The 16,659-nt window shown below is 67.1% G+C and carries 19 protein-coding genes; 4 read left to right on the top strand and 15 right to left on the bottom strand.

The features are described 5' to 3' along the window. Window positions 1-25 precede the first annotated feature (25 nt). Entirely contained in the window at window positions 26-367 is a 342-nt protein-coding gene (locus ACFW6D_RS10745; RefSeq protein ID WP_379326953.1) for a metal-sensitive transcriptional regulator, read from the top strand. A gap of 60 nt (window positions 368-427) precedes the next feature. On the opposite strand, the gene ACFW6D_RS10750 is transcribed toward ACFW6D_RS10745, so the two are convergent. The 14 genes from ACFW6D_RS10750 to ACFW6D_RS10815 form a co-directional block, all read right to left on the bottom strand. Further along, a complete protein-coding gene (locus ACFW6D_RS10750) occupies window positions 428-1,306 on the bottom strand; it encodes a nitrilase-related carbon-nitrogen hydrolase (RefSeq protein WP_379326955.1) in 879 nt (292 codons plus the stop codon). A gap of 110 nt (window positions 1,307-1,416) precedes the next feature. After that, window positions 1,417-2,379, bottom strand: a complete 963-nt coding sequence (locus ACFW6D_RS10755; RefSeq protein WP_379326957.1) for a helix-turn-helix domain-containing protein — start codon at window positions 2,377-2,379, stop codon at window positions 1,417-1,419. Between the two features lie 133 nt (window positions 2,380-2,512). Continuing rightward, the gene (locus ACFW6D_RS10760; RefSeq protein ID WP_379326959.1) at window positions 2,513-3,499 is read right to left on the bottom strand and encodes a helix-turn-helix domain-containing protein; all 987 of its coding nucleotides are present in this window, start codon (window positions 3,497-3,499) and stop codon (window positions 2,513-2,515) included. Between the two features lie 155 nt (window positions 3,500-3,654). Beyond that, window positions 3,655-4,581 (bottom strand): nitrilase-related carbon-nitrogen hydrolase, encoded by a 927-nt coding sequence (locus ACFW6D_RS10765; protein WP_379326961.1) that lies wholly within the window; start codon window positions 4,579-4,581, stop codon window positions 3,655-3,657. A gap of 120 nt (window positions 4,582-4,701) precedes the next feature. After that, window positions 4,702-5,622, bottom strand: a complete 921-nt coding sequence (locus ACFW6D_RS10770) for a helix-turn-helix domain-containing protein (protein WP_379326963.1) — start codon at window positions 5,620-5,622, stop codon at window positions 4,702-4,704. Window positions 5,623-5,700: 78 nt separating this feature from the next. After that, window positions 5,701-6,507: a tRNA pseudouridine(38-40) synthase TruA gene (gene truA, locus ACFW6D_RS10775; RefSeq protein WP_379327153.1), complete on the bottom strand. Its 807-nt coding sequence runs from the start codon at window positions 6,505-6,507 to the stop codon at window positions 5,701-5,703. Window positions 6,508-6,598: 91 nt separating this feature from the next. Then, window positions 6,599-7,099: a 50S ribosomal protein L17 gene (rplQ, locus tag ACFW6D_RS10780; protein ID WP_379326965.1), complete on the bottom strand. Its 501-nt coding sequence runs from the start codon at window positions 7,097-7,099 to the stop codon at window positions 6,599-6,601. Between the two features lie 21 nt (window positions 7,100-7,120). Continuing rightward, window positions 7,121-8,179 (bottom strand): DNA-directed RNA polymerase subunit alpha, encoded by a 1,059-nt coding sequence (locus ACFW6D_RS10785; RefSeq protein ID WP_378598299.1) that lies wholly within the window; start codon window positions 8,177-8,179, stop codon window positions 7,121-7,123. 89 nt (window positions 8,180-8,268) lie between these two features. Next, window positions 8,269-8,874 (bottom strand): 30S ribosomal protein S4, encoded by a 606-nt coding sequence (rpsD, locus tag ACFW6D_RS10790; RefSeq protein WP_379235605.1) that lies wholly within the window; start codon window positions 8,872-8,874, stop codon window positions 8,269-8,271. 24 nt (window positions 8,875-8,898) lie between these two features. Further along, the gene (rpsK, locus tag ACFW6D_RS10795; protein ID WP_019045110.1) at window positions 8,899-9,312 is read right to left on the bottom strand and encodes a 30S ribosomal protein S11; all 414 of its coding nucleotides are present in this window, start codon (window positions 9,310-9,312) and stop codon (window positions 8,899-8,901) included. Between the two features lie 9 nt (window positions 9,313-9,321). Further along, complete coding sequence (gene rpsM, locus ACFW6D_RS10800) at window positions 9,322-9,693, bottom strand: 30S ribosomal protein S13 (RefSeq protein ID WP_266296680.1); 372 nt, start codon at window positions 9,691-9,693, stop codon at window positions 9,322-9,324. Between the two features lie 178 nt (window positions 9,694-9,871). After that, the gene (gene rpmJ / locus ACFW6D_RS10805; RefSeq protein ID WP_056818299.1) at window positions 9,872-9,985 is read right to left on the bottom strand and encodes a 50S ribosomal protein L36; all 114 of its coding nucleotides are present in this window, start codon (window positions 9,983-9,985) and stop codon (window positions 9,872-9,874) included. Between the two features lie 144 nt (window positions 9,986-10,129). Next, a complete protein-coding gene (infA, locus tag ACFW6D_RS10810; protein ID WP_003418601.1) occupies window positions 10,130-10,351 on the bottom strand; it encodes a translation initiation factor IF-1 in 222 nt (73 codons plus the stop codon). 323 nt (window positions 10,352-10,674) lie between these two features. Further along, window positions 10,675-11,313 (bottom strand): hypothetical protein, encoded by a 639-nt coding sequence (locus ACFW6D_RS10815; RefSeq protein WP_379326967.1) that lies wholly within the window; start codon window positions 11,311-11,313, stop codon window positions 10,675-10,677. Window positions 11,314-12,684: 1,371 nt separating this feature from the next. On the opposite strand from ACFW6D_RS10815, the gene ACFW6D_RS10820 reads away from it, so the two are divergent. Then, window positions 12,685-14,514: an AAA family ATPase gene (locus tag ACFW6D_RS10820; protein WP_379326969.1), complete on the top strand. Its 1,830-nt coding sequence runs from the start codon at window positions 12,685-12,687 to the stop codon at window positions 14,512-14,514. 90 nt (window positions 14,515-14,604) lie between these two features. Here ACFW6D_RS10820 and ACFW6D_RS10825 read toward each other — a convergent pair whose 3' ends face one another. Further along, on the bottom strand, window positions 14,605-15,105 hold the full coding sequence (locus ACFW6D_RS10825; RefSeq protein WP_379326971.1) for a DUF4254 domain-containing protein: 501 nt from the start codon (window positions 15,103-15,105) through the stop codon (window positions 14,605-14,607). Between the two features lie 173 nt (window positions 15,106-15,278). Between ACFW6D_RS10825 and ACFW6D_RS10830 the strand changes: the two genes are divergently transcribed. Together ACFW6D_RS10830 and ACFW6D_RS10835 are read left to right on the top strand one after the other, a co-directional pair. Then, window positions 15,279-16,088 carry a GntR family transcriptional regulator gene (locus ACFW6D_RS10830; protein ID WP_379326973.1) on the top strand — a complete coding sequence of 270 codons (810 nt, stop codon included), beginning with the start codon at window positions 15,279-15,281 and terminating at the stop codon, window positions 16,086-16,088. Between the two features lie 8 nt (window positions 16,089-16,096). After that, window positions 16,097-16,651 carry a GNAT family N-acetyltransferase gene (locus ACFW6D_RS10835; RefSeq protein ID WP_379326975.1) on the top strand — a complete coding sequence of 185 codons (555 nt, stop codon included), beginning with the start codon at window positions 16,097-16,099 and terminating at the stop codon, window positions 16,649-16,651. Window positions 16,652-16,659 lie beyond the last annotated feature (8 nt).

The following is a 16,659-nucleotide window of genomic DNA, read 5'->3' on the forward strand; positions in this document are numbered from 1 at the left end:
TACCAGGCAGGCGAGGAGACCTTCGGTGAGCACACCCACCCCCGACACCGCGACCGACGGCGAGCACGCGGGCCACGAGCACGCGGGCCACGGCTACATCACCGCCAAGGACGACTACCTCAAGCGACTGCGCCGCATCGAGGGCCAGTCCCGCGGGCTGCAGCGAATGGTCGAAGAGGAAAAATACTGCATCGACATCCTCACCCAGGTCTCGGCGATGACCAAGGCGCTGCAGGCCGTGGCGATGGGCCTGCTAGAGGACCACATCTCGCACTGCGTGGTCGACGCGGCGGTGGCAGGCGGACCCGAAGCCGAAGCGAAGATCAAGGAAGCGACCGACGCGATCGCACGCCTCGTTCGCAGCTGAGTTTTTGGCGGCTGGTGCCGCGGTCGCGGCCCTTCGGGCCCCGAAAAGGCGGACCTACGCCTACCCCGCCGCGCGCATGTCCGATCGACCGTCGGTCCACGGGTTGCTCGTCTCGTCGAGCACCACGTCGGCGAACAGCAACCCCGGCTTGCCGGGCGGCAGCGGCCGGACCAGGTCGCGGCCGTCCGGGCCGAGGATCCTGGCCACGCCTCCCCCGCCGCTGAGCAGCAGATGTTCCGGTGAGCGCGCGTCGACCACCGACCACCCCGTCATCGGGACCAAGGCTGTTGGCGCGATCACCACTGTTCCGCTGTCCCGCGCGTACTGCTCGGCGACCGTACTGTTCACCGCGACCACGATGTCGTCGCCGACCTCGTGATACACCGTGAATCCGGAGAACGCGGCAACGTGGACCTGCTCCCGCCACAGGTCCACGCGCCGGTCCGGGCACAGGTGATCGGCTCCCCCCAAGACGCCGATCCGGCCCAGTTCGGTGTGGTAGACCACCGACGGCGCCACTCCGTCGGCGAAGACTTCTCGTTCGAGCTGCGTCGGCCACTGTTTGCGCGAAACCTGCACCAGCCCGGCAGGACTCACGATCGCCTGCGCCATGTAGACCTCGTCGCCGACCCGTTCGGCGAACCCGAGCACCACCCATACCCCGGCCCACTGCGCGGCATCGGCGATCGCAGTCATCTCGGCGCCGTCTCTGGTCATCGCATTGGCCAGATAGCGCGACCGGAACTCCGACCCCCAGTCGACCGCGTTCAGCCACAACCACCACGGATACCCGGGCAGGAACACCTCGGGAAAGGCCACGAGCTGCGCCCCACCGGCGCCCGCGTCCTCGATGAACCCGATCGTCTGCGCGACCCCGGCGGGCAGATACAGCCACGCCGGCTCCGCCTGCACCGCCGCCGCCCTGATCCGAATCGCCATGGTGCCTGCTCCTCCACTGGTCCAACGAAATCCAGTGTGATGCACGTGCATATGTACTTACAGTCCGACCGCGCCAAGGTTCTGACAATCGGTGCCATGTTGATCACCGGTCAGTGCTGCGCCTGTCGGTACGCACGCGGGGTCATCCCGGTTTCCTGGCGGAAGACGCGGTAGAAGTGCCGCTCGGAGGCGAATCCGGAGGCGGACGCCACCGCCGCGAGAGCGTGAGTGCTGTTGTGGGCCAGCATTTTCTGCGCGTGTCGGACTCGCATTCTGCGCAATGTGGTGTTGAGGGTGTCGCCCGATCCGTCGAAGAGCCGGAACAGGGTGCGACGCGAGATGTGGCAGGCTCCCGCGACCTCGTCGACCGTCAATTCCGGGTCGGTACAACGCCTTCGGAGGTAGACCAGCACGTGTTCGCGGCTGAGCGAGTCCGCGGGGGTATCGACCGGGCGTACACCGGCGGCCAATAGCACCGCCGAGCCCAGTAGGTCGATCGCGCTGCGGGCCAGGATGCCGGCCTGCGCGGGCGATTTCTCGCGAATCCGGGCAAGTTCACGGAAGTAGGAGGCGACCACTCCCGCCGGGCTCTCCGGGGCGACCAACGTCGCGGTCGGAATCCGCACGCCACTGAGTCCGGGCTGCATTCGGAGAATGCTGGTCGGCACCTGTACGAGTACCTGCTCGAAGGCCATACTGCCGTCCCAGAGCGAGGGCAGCGAGGAGTCGAGAAACGTCATCTGCCCTGGCATGAGCATCACCGACCGCCCACCTGTGGTCAGCCGCGCCCGACCGGAGACTTGAATGCTGGCCAGCAGGTACTCGTCCACAGCACGAGCCACATGGGTTTTGTCGCGCCGGTACTCCTGATTCCCACCCGCGTGTACAACCAGAGAGAAGTCGGGTGCGCCGGGCAGTACCCCGCTTGTCAGGCGACCGAAAGTTGGGGCTTCCCTGACGGGTTCGAGCGCGAGCGGAAAATACGCCTGTGCCGTCACCGTTGCCCACTGCTCGAACTCGGCACTGCGCGGCGATGGCGCCGAGAACTCCAGCGTCGTCGGTTCGTTCGCCATCGGCGTCCTCCGGAAAACGGGAATCAGGCATGGCCGTCACTACGGCATCGCACAAGAATAGCCGTGCACCTATACCCTCTCAATACCCCTGCAGGTCATCTGACCAGCGAAAACCCCGCTACGCAAGCCTCTTTCAGCAGATTCCACTCCGGCGTGACTGGCGATATTCGCCGGGCGTCATCCCGGTTTCGCGGTGGAATGCGCGATAGAAATGCCGTTCGGAAGCAAATCCCGAACCGAACGCTATCGCGCCTGACGGATGCGAGTTGCTGCTGATGAGCAGCGACTGCGCGTGCCGAACCCGCAGCTTGCGCAAGCTGGCGTTGAAACTCTCGCCGCCGTCGAAGATCCGGAACAGGGTGCGACGCGAGATATGGCAGGCCGCCGCGACCTCGTCGACGGACAATTCCGGGTCTATAAAGCGTTTGCGCAGATAGACCATGACGTGTTCGCGGCTCAGCGCTTCGGCGGGCGAATCGGTCGGCCGTTCCCCCGCTGCCAGCAGTACCGCGGATCCGATCAGTCCGAGCGCACTGCCCGCCAGAACTTCGGCTTCGGCCGGAGCCTCGTGCTGAAACCTCGCGAGCTTGCGGAAAAAGCCCGCGACCACGCCTGCCGCGCTGTCGGCAGGCACGGTCACCGCCGTCGGCAACTCCAGCTGTTCCAGGCCGGGTTGGTCCCGGAGCAGGCTGATCGGCACCTGCACGACGACCTGCTCGAAGTCTCGACTGTCGCTCCAATCACCTGATCCGTTGGTCCAGTGGTACGGCACGGTGGTGTCGTAGAAGACCATGTCACCCCCGCTGACCGGGGCAGACCGGCCGTGCTGATGCAGGCAGGCCCCACCCTTGGTGTGGATGCTCGCCAAGAGGTAGCCGTCACTGGAACGGGCGACATGACCTTTGGAGCGGCGGAACGCCTGATTGCTGCCCGCGAGGGCTGTCAGGCTGAAGTCGTCCGGACCGGTCAATGAGCCGGTGGTGACCCGGCCGTAGAAGGGCGCCTCGGGATGAGTGTCGACCGCGAGCGGCACGTAGGTCTGCGACATCAGTGCTTCCCATTCGTCGCGCGCAGCACTGCGCGGCGTCGGCGAGGAGAACTCGTACGTCTCGATGGCCATCAGCAGCCGACCTCCGGAACCCAGGCGTAGTCGCCCCTACGGCATCGGCCAACAATAGCCCCGGCACCATATCCCGTTCAAGGGCAGCGAGGTTCGCTCCATCAGCGAAAACATCGCTGTGCGAACTACTTTCGGAGGTCTTCGATTCGCATCTATCAGGCCGATTCAACGGCCCCCGCGCGCACCGGTTCGCGCCGAACAACCCGCCCACTCGTCACCCTCGGCGCCCGCTCACCGATCGTCCGCAGCGCCCGGCCGACCTCGAGATCGGCGAACAACAACCCCTCCTGCCCCTCGGCCAACGGCGCAGCCAGCTCCAACCCGCCGGGCCCGAAGACCCGCGAAACCCCTCCACCGCCACGCAGCAGCCGCCGATCCGGCATCCGCGCGTCGACAACCTCCCAGCCCGCCACCGGAACGACGGCGACCGGCGCGATGACGTGCGTCGATCCGTCCATCGCGTAGCGAACGCTGGCCGCGGTGTCGAGGTCGCCGCCCCACTCCTTGTCCTCGCCGTAGTAGACGGTAAAGCCGGGCCAGGCTGCGACGTGGATCTGTTCGCGTTGTTCGTGCATGCGGGCGCGCAGGTCGGCGCGCAGGTGGTCGGTACCGCCGAGAACGCCGATCCGTCCGAGTTCGGTGTCGCGGACCAGCAGGCCGCCGTCGGAGGTGTTGAACACGGTGCGTTCGAGCCCGGTCGGCTCGGCCTTGCGGACCACCGTGATCGTGCCGTTCGTGTCGATCAGCGCCTGGGACATGAAGATCTCGTCCCCGGCCCGCTCCGCGAATCCGACCGACACGTGAATCCCCTTGCGGCGGGCGGCATAGGCGATCGCCCGTAATTCGGGTCCGTCGGCGGTGAGCGCGTTCGCGCGATATCTGGCCAGGAATTCCCCGCCCCAGTCGACCGAGTTCAGCCACATCCACCAGGGAAATCCCGGCAGGAAAGTCTCGGGGAACGCGACCAGTCCGGCACCACCGTCGGCGGCCTGTTCGATATACCCGATGGTCTGCTCGACTCCCGCAGACAGGTTCAACCACTTCGGCTCGGCTTGCACCGCCGCCACACGTATCCGGCTCATCGTGCCCCCTGGTCGCCTATCGGAGTAAAAGTGCTCTTTTCACTCTCTCGCAGAATTGCGCGTCTCAAACTGTCAATTCGTGCCAGTCGACTGACAGGACGTGCCAACCCGTCGGTTTCTTCAGGTGCCGTGCGCTTCGCGGAACTCACCAGGGGTCATACCCATTTCCCACCGGAAAGCACGGAAGAACTGTCTTTCGGACGAAAATCCCGACGACGCCGCGACCGACGCCATCGAACGAGCTCGATCACCGAGAAGCAATGCGCGCGCGGTCTCCACTCGCATCCGCCGCAGCGCCGCACCGACTCCCTCGTCACCGAAAACGCGATAGAGGCTGCGCCGCGAGAGCAGGCAGGCCTGCGCGATCTCGTCGACGTTCAGCCGCGGATCGGTGCAGCGCCGACGCATATACGCGAGCACATGTTCGCGAACCAGCGCCTGCGCCGGTGGCCCGGTCGGCAACTCCCCCGCCGCGAGCCGGACCGCCGAAGCCAACAGCGTGAGCCCGTTGTCGGCCAGTACGTTCGCGTGCTCGGGCGCGGCCTGCTCGATTCGCGCCAGATCCCGGAAGAACGTCGCGACCACGCCCGCCGCGGTGTGGGATCCGAGCGCCACCGCGGTCGGCATTTTCCCCAGTTCCGCCCCGGCTTCCGCGCGCACCGACTCGAGCGGGGTCTGCACGACGACCTGCGCCCACGACTCGTCGATCTCCCAGTGATACGGCCGCGACGTGTCATAGAAGACCATGTCTCCGGCCCGCACCACCGCGACCCGACCGTCCTGATGCAGCCGCCCGATCCCCTCGACGACAATCGACCCGAGCAGAAACTCCCCTTCGGTCCGCGCTATCCCTCGCTTGGTCCGCCGAATCCGCTGCGCACTCGAACTGATCGTCGACAAGTCGAATCCGGCCATCCTGCTGCGATGAATCGCACCGTGAAACTCCGCGCCCCGATCCGGGTCGACAGCCAACGGGACGTAACTCTCGGAAAGAAACGACTCCCACTCCGCAAAGGATTCACCGCGCTCCACCGAACTCACAGCTCCTCCACTACCGCCGACCATTTCTTCTGAATGGCATTATCCCCCTCAGAAGCAATGACCGCGCGCGCCGCACGACTAATCGCCGCAGCAGCCGGGCTCCGGGACGGTTCGGGTTTCGCGGGTTTGGATGTTGCGGGCGGCGAGGTGGGTGTCGGCGGGGTAGTCGACGGCGATCAGGCTCAGGCCGTGGGCGGGGGCGACGGTGACCGAACTGGAGCGTTCGGTTTCGGCGAGCAGAGTGGTGGTCCAGTCGGGGGTGCGGCGGCCTTCGCCGACGGCGAGGACGGCGCCGACGAGGCTGCGGACCATCGACCAGCAGAAGGCGTCGGCGCTGACGTAGGCGGTGAGGAAGTCGCCGTCGCGTTCCCAGTCGAAGCGCTGGAGTTCGCGGATGGTGGTTGCCCCCTCGCGACGGCGGCAGAAAGCGGCGAAGTTGTGCAGGCCCAACAGGTTTCGGGAGGCGGCACGCATGGCCTCGAGGTCGACGCCGGGCTTGCACGGCACCACCCCGCGCGCCTGCAACGGCTGAGCACCGTAGGGGGCGGTGGTGAGGCGGTAGGCGTAGTGGCGGCGCATCGCTGAGAAGCGGGCATCGAATTCTGGTGGCGCGGTGCGGATTTCGGTGATTCGCACATCCTTGGGCAGGAACTTGGCCATCCGGTACATCAGTTTGTCGGCGTCGAATTCGGCCTCGGTATCGAAGTGCGCGACTTGGCCCTCAGCGTGCACACCCGCATCGGTGCGCCCGGCTACCGTCAATTGCAGGGGCTCACGCAACACCTTCGACAGCGAATCCTCCAGCACACCCTGCACCGTGCGCAACCCCGGCTGACGTGCCCAGCCGATGAAATCGGTTCCGTCATAACTGATCCCGAGCCGCACCCGCGTCATGCCATCCTCCTGAATTCGCACACGGAAAAGAACCGAGCCCGCCACCCACGAAGGGTGACGGGCTCGGCAGGATGCCTGAGAATCAGGCGTCCTTCTTGTCCTCGGTGGCCTCGTCGGCGGCCGGGGCGTCAGCCACGGTCTCCTCGACGACCTCAGCGGCCGGAGCCTCTTCGGTCTTCTGCGAAGCGGCGACACGACGGGCACGATCGGCCTCGTTGGTCACGGTCTTCTCGCGGACGAGCTCGATGATGGCCATCGGCGCGTTGTCACCCTTGCGCGGCAGCGCCTTGGTGATGCGCGTGTAGCCACCCTCGCGACCCTCGAACGAGGGACCGATGTCGGCGAACAGGACGTGGACGACGTCCTTGTTGCGGATGTCCTTCATGACCTCACGACGGTCGGCAAGGCTGCCGGCCTTCGCCTTGGTGATGATCTTCTCGGCGTAGGGACGCACCGCCTTGGCCTTGGCCTCGGTGGTCGTGATCCGACCGTGCTCGAAAAGCGCCGTGGCCAGGTTGGCGAAGATCGCCTTCTGGTGCGACGCCGAGCCGCCGAACCGGCGACCCTTCTTGGGCTTGGGCATTGTGGGTTTCTCCTGGGCGTATTAAAGCTGTTCGGTTTCGGCGTAGTCCTGCTCGCCGCCGTCGGTATCACTGAACGTGCCGCTGTCGCTCCACGTTCCGGTGCTCGCGTCGTAACCCACCACGGAGGACGGGTCGAACGACGCCGGGCTGTCCTTGAGCGAGAGGCCGAGCGTGTGCAGCTTGACCTTCACCTCGTCGATGGACTTCTGGCCGAAGTTGCGAATATCGAGCAGATCCGACTCGGTGCGGCCAACGAGCTCGCCCACCGTGTGCACACCCTCGCGCTTGAGGCAGTTGTAGGACCGGACGGTGAGGTCCAGGTCCTCGATCGGCAGACCGAACGAGGCGATGTGATCTGCCTCGGCCGGGCTGGGGCCGATCTCGATGCCCTCGGCTTCGACGTTGAGCTCACGGGCCAAGCCGAAGAGCTCGACCAGGGTCTTACCGGCCGAAGCCAGCGCGTCCCGGGCCGTGATGGAGTTCTTGGTCTCCACGTCGAGGATGAGACGGTCGAAGTCGGTGCGCTGCTCGACACGGGTGGCCTCGACCTTGTAGGTCACCTTGAGCACCGGGGAGTAGATCGAATCCACGGGGATCCGGCCGATTTCCGCACCGGTCGCCTTGTTCTGCACGGCGGGCACGTAACCGCGGCCCCGCTCGACGACGAGCTCGATCTCGAGCTTGCCCTTGTCGTTCAGGGTGGCGATGTGCATGTCCGGGTTGTGCACGATGACGCCGGCGGGCGGGACGATGTCACCAGCGGTGACGGTGCCCGGGCCCTGCTTACGCACGTACATGGTGACCGGCTCGTCCTCTTCGGAGGACACGACCAGGCCCTTGAGGTTCAGGATGATGTCGGTGACATCTTCCTTCACGCCGGGGACGGTGGTGAACTCGTGCAGGACGCCGTCGATGCGGATGCTCGTGACCGCGGCCCCCGGGATGGAGGACAGCAGGGTACGACGCAGCGAGTTGCCGAGGGTGTAACCGAAGCCCGGCTCGAGGGGTTCGATGGTGAACTTCGAGCGGTTCTCCGCCACAACCTCTTCGGTCAGTGTCGGACGCTGGGAAATCAGCATGAGGATCTACTTCCTGTCTGGGCATCCACTATTTGATGCCTGATCAGTGATTGCGGGGGCCGCCGCGTAGCGACCCCCACCAAAAGCGCTTACTTCGAGTAGTACTCGACGATGAGCTGTTCCTGCAGCGGCACATCGATCTGCGCGCGCTCGGGCAGCTGGTGCACCAGGATGCGCAGGCGGCCGGGGACGACCTGCAGCCAACCGGGAACCGGGCGGTCGCCGACGGTCTCGCGAGCTACCTGGAACGGCAGCGTCGGGAGCGACTTCTCCTTGACATCGATGATGTCGTACTGGGAGACCTGGTAGCTGGGGACGTCCACCTTGACACCGTTGACGATGAAGTGACCGTGGCTGACCAGCTGACGGGCCTGACGACGGGTACGGGCCAGACCGGCGCGGTACACGACGTTGTCCAGACGCGACTCGAGCAGACGGAGCAGGTTGTCGCCGGTCTTACCCTTGAGGCGGTTGGCCTCTTCGTAGTAACGACGGAACTGCTTCTCCATGACGCCGTACGAGAAGCGAGCCTTCTGCTTCTCCTGCAGCTGCATGAGGTACTCGGATTCCTTGATCCGCGCGCGGCCGTGCTGGCCGGGCGGGTAAGGACGACGCTCGAACGCCTGGTCGCCTCCGACGAGGTCGACGCGCAGACGACGCGACTTGCGGGTGATGGGGCCTGTATAACGTGCCATTTTAAGCTTTTTCCTTTCCCGCTATTAGACGCGACGCCGCTTGGGCGGACGGCAGCCATTGTGCGGCTGAGGAGTGACATCGGAGATCGAGCCGACCTCCAGGCCTGCGGCCTGCAGCGAACGGATCGCGGTCTCGCGGCCCGAACCCGGGCCCTTCACGAACACGTCGACCTTCTTGACGCCGTTCTCCTGCGCCTTGCGGGCAGCGTTCTCGGCAGCGAGCTGCGCGGCGAACGGGGTGCTCTTACGCGAACCCTTGAAACCGACGTGACCCGACGACGCCCACGAGATGACATTGCCCTCGGGATCGGTGATCGAGACGATGGTGTTGTTGAACGTGCTCTTGATGTGCGCGTGGCCGTGCGGGATGTTCTTCTTATCCCGGCGACGCGACTTCTGAGTCTTCTTCGGGCCAGCGGCCCGGCTCTTCGGAGGCATACGCTATCCCTACTTCTTCTTGCCGGCGACGGTCTTCTTCGGACCCTTGCGCGTACGCGCATTGGTCTTGGTGCGCTGACCACGCACAGGCAGGCCACGACGGTGGCGGATGCCCTGGTAGCAGCCGATCTCGATCTTGCGACGAATATCGGCCTGCACCTCGCGGCGCAGGTCACCTTCGACCTTGTAGTCCGTGGCCTCGATGAACTCACGAAGCTTCGCGAGGTCGTCGTCGGTCAGATCCTTGGAGCGCAGGTCGGGGCTGACGCCCGTCTCGGCCAGGATCTGGGTGGCGCGGGTGCGCCCGATTCCGAAGATGTAGGTCAGCGCGATCTCCATGCGCTTTTCGCGCGGGAGATCAACGCCCATCAGACGTGCCATGTGGCAGGTTCCTTAATGGTTGCGGAGGTCTGCTCCCCGTCCGTCCCCCCGAGTACTGAATGGGGGCACCGGCCTCCGTGCCGGTGGATGGCGCGCACACGTGCGTACGCGCTGGATCTGGGAGTTCTTCTTTCGGTCAGTCCGATCAGACGATCGGTGCCCGGTGGTGAGGGGAGACTCAGCCCTGACGCTGCTTGTGGCGCAGGTTGTCGCAGATCACCATGACTCGCCCGTGACGGCGGATCACCTTGCACTTCTCGCAGATCTTCTTGACGCTCGGATTAACCTTCACGTCAGTCCAATCTTGTATTGGCCCACACAGGTGTGTGAACACAGTTTTTCCCCAGCCTGAGGACTGGGGAAGTCTGGGGTGCGTCCCGATGCCGGGACACTGTGCGACGCCGCGCGCCGGTGGGGCTCGCGACGCCGTCAGGCATCACTTGTAGCGGTAGACAATCCGGCCGCGTGAGAGGTCGTACGGCGACAGCTCGACGACAACGCGGTCTTCCGGAAGGATACGAATGTAGTGCTGCCGCATCTTTCCGCTGATGTGCGCGAGAACCTTGTGACCGTTCTCGAGCTCGATCCGGAACATCGCATTGGGCAGCGGCTCGACAACTCGACCCTCGACCTCGATGGCCCCGTCTTTCTTCGCCATATCCTCCGCGATCCCGGTTACGCTCAACCTGAGTTTTGGTTCGTGCTGCTCACTCGCAACGGCCGACGATCAGTCGACATGCATGCGAACAGTCGGCGCATAGGTGCACCGCCGCTCAAGCTTACCGGGCCGGGCGGTCAGAGGCAAAAGTGCCCCGCACGGTACACCCCGAACGGCCCTTACGCTGTGCGATCCGAGTGGCTCGTTACCCAGAGATCTGGGGGTTGACGGTGGGCCATCAGAGCGTCGGCCCTATATATGAGGCGCCCACCACCCCCACTGGGTTGTCGCGTAAACTCCACGGCGTCGGATAGTTGGGTCGATCAGAATCGGGGGACCCTGGTGAGCGAGGCGTGCCGGTGAGCCGCAACAACGACAGCCTCCCCATGCTGCCGCCGTGGCTGTCGGAGAGCGATGTCACGCAGGTCGGTTACGAGGCTCCGGTCGAGAACCTGCCCCAGGACGACGAGATCGACGAGGCACCCAAACGCCGCCGCTTCATGAGCCGCGGCGACGATGCCCCCCGTAAGGAAAAGGGCAGGCGCCGCCGCAAGGATCGCGAAGCCGAAGAAGAGGCCGCCGCGCAGCCCGCACGTCCGGCCGGGCCCGAGTCGACTCCCCAGTCCGGTTGGTCGACGCCGCCACCCGCGAGCCCGCTGATCCCTGGGCCGTCCCATCAGCAGCCCCGTCGCGAAGAGCAGCCGCGTCAGCAGCCCACCTACGAGCAGCAGGCCGGTCCGAATCAGGGCGCCTACCAGCCCACCCGCGAGCAGCCGCCGTTCACGCCGCCGACCCGCGAGCAGCAGTCCGGGCCTGATCAGGGCGCTTATCAGCCGACCCGCGACCCGCAGTCCGGTCGCGAGCAGTCGCCCCCGGCTCACGGGCAGGCCCCGCATCAGCGAACCGGCGGCGATGCGACGCCGCACCAGCGAGTGCCCGAGCAGTCGAGGGCCGGTTGGCAAGCAACTCCGAACCCGCTCACGCCGCCGCCGAGTGTGCCGTCGGCCAACTCGGCCCCGTGGTCGAACGCCCAGGGACCGTCTGCGACCACAGGTCCTGCCGCGTCCGGCTCGACACCGTGGAACACCGGCCAGCCGGCGCCGACCAGCCCGGCGCCTCGGCCCACCGGTCAGCCGCCTGCCGATCCCGCACCGACCTCCACCGGCCCGGCTCACTCAACCGGCCCTGCTCCCGTAACCGGGGCGCCTCGTGCAACCGGCTCGGCCCCCGCGACCGAAACGCCTCCTGCAACCCGATCGACTCCCGCAACCGGAACATCTCCTGCAACCCGATCGGCTCCCGCGACCGGCTCGACTCCCGCGACCGGAACATCTCCTGCAACGGGATCGACTCCCGCGACCGGAACGCCTCCTGCGAATGGGCCGCTCGCTACCAGCGGCCGTACCGGTGCAGAATCGGCCGCACCGTCGCCGACCGGCACGTCGCCCGCTCAGGCCGGGCCGTCCGCCCACGCGGGGCCCGCACCGACCGTCGCGTCGCCGAATCACGCCGAGAGCTCGCTCCCGACGCGCACCCCGGCACCCCCGTCGAACGGCTTCACCCCGCTGGGCCCGACCCAGGAACGTCCCGACCTCCCCCCGCCTCCTCCCCTGCCGGACCCGCCTGCCCGCCCGACCCAGGCCCCACCACGTCTGACCGTCCCACCGCAGTCGGCGGTCCCTCCCCGCGAGGTCGAGCAGCCCACCGACACGGCATCGCAGTCGTCGCCGGGCCAGGGCGCCCACGCGCCCACCGCCGAAAACCCAACGCCCACTGCCGAACCGCAGGCCGCCTGGGACCCGTTCGCCGACAGCGCGCCCTCACCAACACCCGCGGAAACATCCGAACCGCACGCGGCGCCCTTGCCGACGTCTGCTGTCACACCCAATTCGCGACCAGTGCCGTCACCGACGTTGGCTGCCGCACCCGAGTCACACTCGGCGGCGTCACCGACGACTGCCGACGCACCCGATTCGCGATTGACGTCATCGCCGACATCCGCTGTCACACCCGAGTCGCAGCCAGTCCGGTCCCGGCCCCCTGCTGTCACACCCGAGCCGCAATCGGCGCCCGTGGACTCCGCGACCCTTGATACAGCTCGGACAGGTCGTCGAGCCGCGCACGCCGCAGACGAATCCCTGCCGCGGGATGCCGCTTCGGATCACGCGGCGCCCGAAGTGCCCTCGCGCGCTGCGCAATCGGGTCGGCGGCCTGCCACCGGTGAACCCGAGCGACTGCATACAGCGCAGTCGCCGACGGACCACTCGGCTACTGAAGCGTTCTCCGGCATCGGGCATTCGGGCGACCGATCCCCGCACGCCACAGGCGAATCCGTGGCACCGCACGGATCGCCGTACAGCTCTGGCGAATCCGTCGCTCCGCGGCAAGCCGCAGAGCAGCGATCGCCGTACGCGTCGGGCGAGAGCCAGCAGGCGTCGAATCACCCCGCAACGCAATACAACCCGGTGCCGGGCGATCCCGCGCCGGTGTATGCGCCGGATGGGCGGACCGAGGTGTTCCGGGCCGACGACCTGCGGCTGCCGAGCACGCCGGGCGAGGAGCAGGCAGGCCCGAACACACCGGAGCAGGCACGCCCTGCCCAAACCGGTTATCGCTCAGGCGAATTCGTGCAGGCGGCCGACGCCGTTTCGCCATATCCGCGTCCCGACGGCACCCCGGCGCAGCACCAGCAGCCCGACGGCCTGCCGACCTATGGGCCCGATGGTGTCGCCGTACGGCCCGACGGTGCCGCTCCGAGTCGACCCGATGCCGCACCCACGCAGCACCAGCTGCCCGACGGCCCACCCGCACAGCAGAACCTGCCCGACGGCACCCAGGCTTCGCAGTTCGCGCAGCCGAATCAGGGTGCACAGCAACAATTCCTGCCGAACGGCCCGTCACTGCCGTACCAGCCCGACCGAGCTCCCGCGCAGCAACAGCCCAACGGACCGGGCCAGCAGTACCTGCCCGACGGCACCCCCGCGCAACAGTTCCTGCCCGATGGCACACCTGCTCCTCAGTACCGGCCTGATGGCATGTCCGCGCCTCAGCACCTGCAGCCCACCGGCCCCGGCCAGCAGTACCTGCCCGACGGCACCCCCGCGCCCCAGCACCAGCCGAACGGCACCTTCGCGCAGCAGTACCAGCAGCCCACCGCCGCCCCACAGCACCAGCAGCCGGGCAACCAGGGCCAACCGGCCCACGGCCAACCCGGTTGGGGCGCACAGCCACAGGGCTACCAGCCCTCGCTCGACAATGTGCCGGTCAAGCGCGCCAAGAAGGCGCCGGGCAGCGGTTGGCGCAAGGCCGTGCACCACGTGTCCGGTGGCGCGATCAACCCCGGCATGTCCGCCGAGGAGCTGCGTCTGCAGGAACTCGTGGCCCGTATCCGTCAGCCCGTGCGCGGCGACTACCGCATCGCGGTGCTGTCACTGAAGGGCGGCGTCGGCAAGACGACCACCACCACCGGCCTCGGCTCGATCTTCGCCTCGATCCGCGGCGACCGAGTCATCGCCGTCGATGCCAACCCAGACTTCGGCACCCTGTCGCAGCGCGTCGCCATCCAGACCCGCTCGACCGTGCGCGACCTGCTCCTCGACCCGTCGATCCAGCGCTATTCCGATGTCCGCAGGCACACCTCCCAGGGCTCGAGCCGCCTGGAAGTCCTTGCCAGCGAACGTGATCCGGCCGCGTCGGAGGCGTTCAACGACGAGGAATACCGCGCCGTCGCCCGCATCCTGCAGCGGTTCTACAACATCATCCTCACCGACTGCGGCACCGGCCTGATGCACTCGGCGATGAGCGGCGTCCTCGACCTCGCCCACTCCCTTGTCCTGATCTCCTCCGCCGCGATCGACGGCGCCCGCAGCGCCGCCGCCACCCTCGACTGGTTGTCCCTGCACGGCCACGACCACCTGGTCCGCAACGCGGTGGTCGTCATCAACCTCCCCCGCGAGGGCTCCCCCAACGTCGGCATCCAGCAGCTACGCGAGTACTTCCTCTCCCGCTGCCGCGCCGTCCACATCATCCCCTTCGACGAACACCTCTCCGAGGGCGCCGAAATCGACCTGCACCGCCTGCACAAGAGCACCAAGCGCGCCTACGTCGAACTGGCCGCTACCGTGGCCGACGAGTTCGGCGTACAGCACCACCGCCTCGGCTGACACACGAAAACCGCGCCCGCGGCGAACAACGCGGGCGCGGTTTCCGAACTGGACCAGGTCACTGCCGCCCGCGCCACGTCGAAGAGTAGGTCACCACTCCGGCAATCGCCGACGTCCGGCCAGCACCTCGCGCACCAGATCGTCGTAGGCGTCGGCCAGTTCGGCCAGGTGATGCCAGGCACTGTGCAGCATTTCGTCGTGGGCGGCCATCGTCATCAGCGCGTGGTGCGCGCGCACGGAGGCCTCCGCCATGCGGTCGATGACCGCGCCGACGGTCTCGGTGTGCAGGGTCGACCCGAGACGGTGCTGCGGTATTCCGCGCAGCACCCAGTCGTCGATCGCAAGCACCAGTTCGCTACGGCGACAGTCGATTTCGCGCAGGGCCTCCGGGTCGGTATCGACCCGTCCCCCGCGCCCGACGACACGTTTCTCGTGCAGCACGGCCAGGTCGCGCGCGAACCACAGCAGCGGTCCACCGACCACCCGATGCCCGCGACACGCCCGGACGAGAATGTCGGAGAGGGGTAACAGACCGGTAGCGGCCGGGGGCCCGGCGGTATCGACACTCCGCATGGTGTCGGGGAAAGCCATTACAACTGTTGAACTCTCCGAACCAGCCACGTTGCCTCGCCGTCATCGCCGCAGAGCACCGGATCAGGACGTTCATTACAATAAACCTCGCAAGCTCTCTGTCAAGCATTACTCGGCCGTAGGTAACCGATACGAGTACACTTCGTTACCTGCACGACTTACCGAGGAGCAAGATGGCGGACGGTCCGACCTATCTCCGGATCGCGAACCTTCTCCGTGAGGAGATCCGCGCGGGCACATGGAAACCGGGCGACCGGCTACCCAGCCACTCCGAGCTCGCCGATCAGATGCAGGTCTCGATCACCACCTCGCGCAACGCGATTCAGGTGCTGGTCGCCGAAAATCTTGTCTACACAGCCACTTCCCGCGGCACCATCGTGCGCAACCAGGAAGTGCTGGAGTCGGTGGTCACCGACCACATCCGGCGCGATCGGCCCAAGTCGGCGCACGACATCTTCGAGGAGATCGCGCGTTCGGCCAACCGGGAACCGTCCAAGCAGTTCAGCACCAGGATGGAGCCCGCGAGCGCCGAAGTCGCGCGCTGGCTCGGGGTCGCCACCGATTCCTGGGTGCTTGCCCGCACGGTCGTGCAGTACCTCGACAACGAACCGTGGTCGTGGGAGGTGAGCTTCTACCCCCGCGACCTGGCCGAAGCCGCGGGCATCGACTCACCACGCGACATCCCCGAGGGCACCACCCGCCGCCTGGCCGACCGCGGCTACGGCGAAACCGCCCACCGCGACACCGTGCTCGCCCGCGCCGCCACCGCCGAGGAAGCCGCCGTCCTCGGCGTCGCCACCGGCACCGTCCTGCTCGACCACCTGCGCATCGGCGCCAACCACGAACGCGTCACCCGCGCCACCCGCCACCGCTCCCTGGCGGGCCGCAACCAGCTGGCCTACCAACTCGGCGACACCACCGGCACCGACGTCATCGCCCGCACACTGGGCATCGCCCCCGGGTCGGCCGTCGCCCTGCCATGACGGTGCGCATGCGCCCGGCTGCCCTGGGCGACCTGCCGCTGATCTGCCGCCTGCGCGTGCAGCGCACGTCGTGGCTGACGGCCCGTGGGTCGGACCAGTGGACGGTGGCCGGACGCGGACGACCGATCGAGATCTTCGCGGGCGCGGTCGGGCGGGCGCTGGATCGCGGTGAGACGTGGATCGCGGAGTTGGACGGTGAGTCCGCGGGGACGATCACGGTCAACCATCGCGCGGATCCGGGGTTGTGGTCGGCGTGGGAGCTGGCCGAGTCGGTGATCGTCCATTTCATGATCGTGGATCTGCGGTTCGCGGGCAGGCAGGTCGGTGATCACCTGCTAGCACATGCGGCGCGACTGGCCGACCGCGAGCATCGGCCGTGGGTTCGCCTCGACGCGTGGACGACCAATGCCGGGCTCCACAACTATTACCGGCGTGCGGGATTCACGCTGGCTCGGGTCGCGGGCCCGGTGGCGTCGGGGCCGTCGAAGGCGCTGTTCGAACGGCAGACCGCAGCCTGGAGACCGATGCCGCGCCGGTTCTCCGCGGCATCGGTCCGGGACTGAACTCCGCG

The organism is Nocardia sp. NPDC058705 (assembly GCF_042749305.1).
Taxonomy (GTDB): domain Bacteria; phylum Actinomycetota; class Actinomycetes; order Mycobacteriales; family Mycobacteriaceae; genus Nocardia.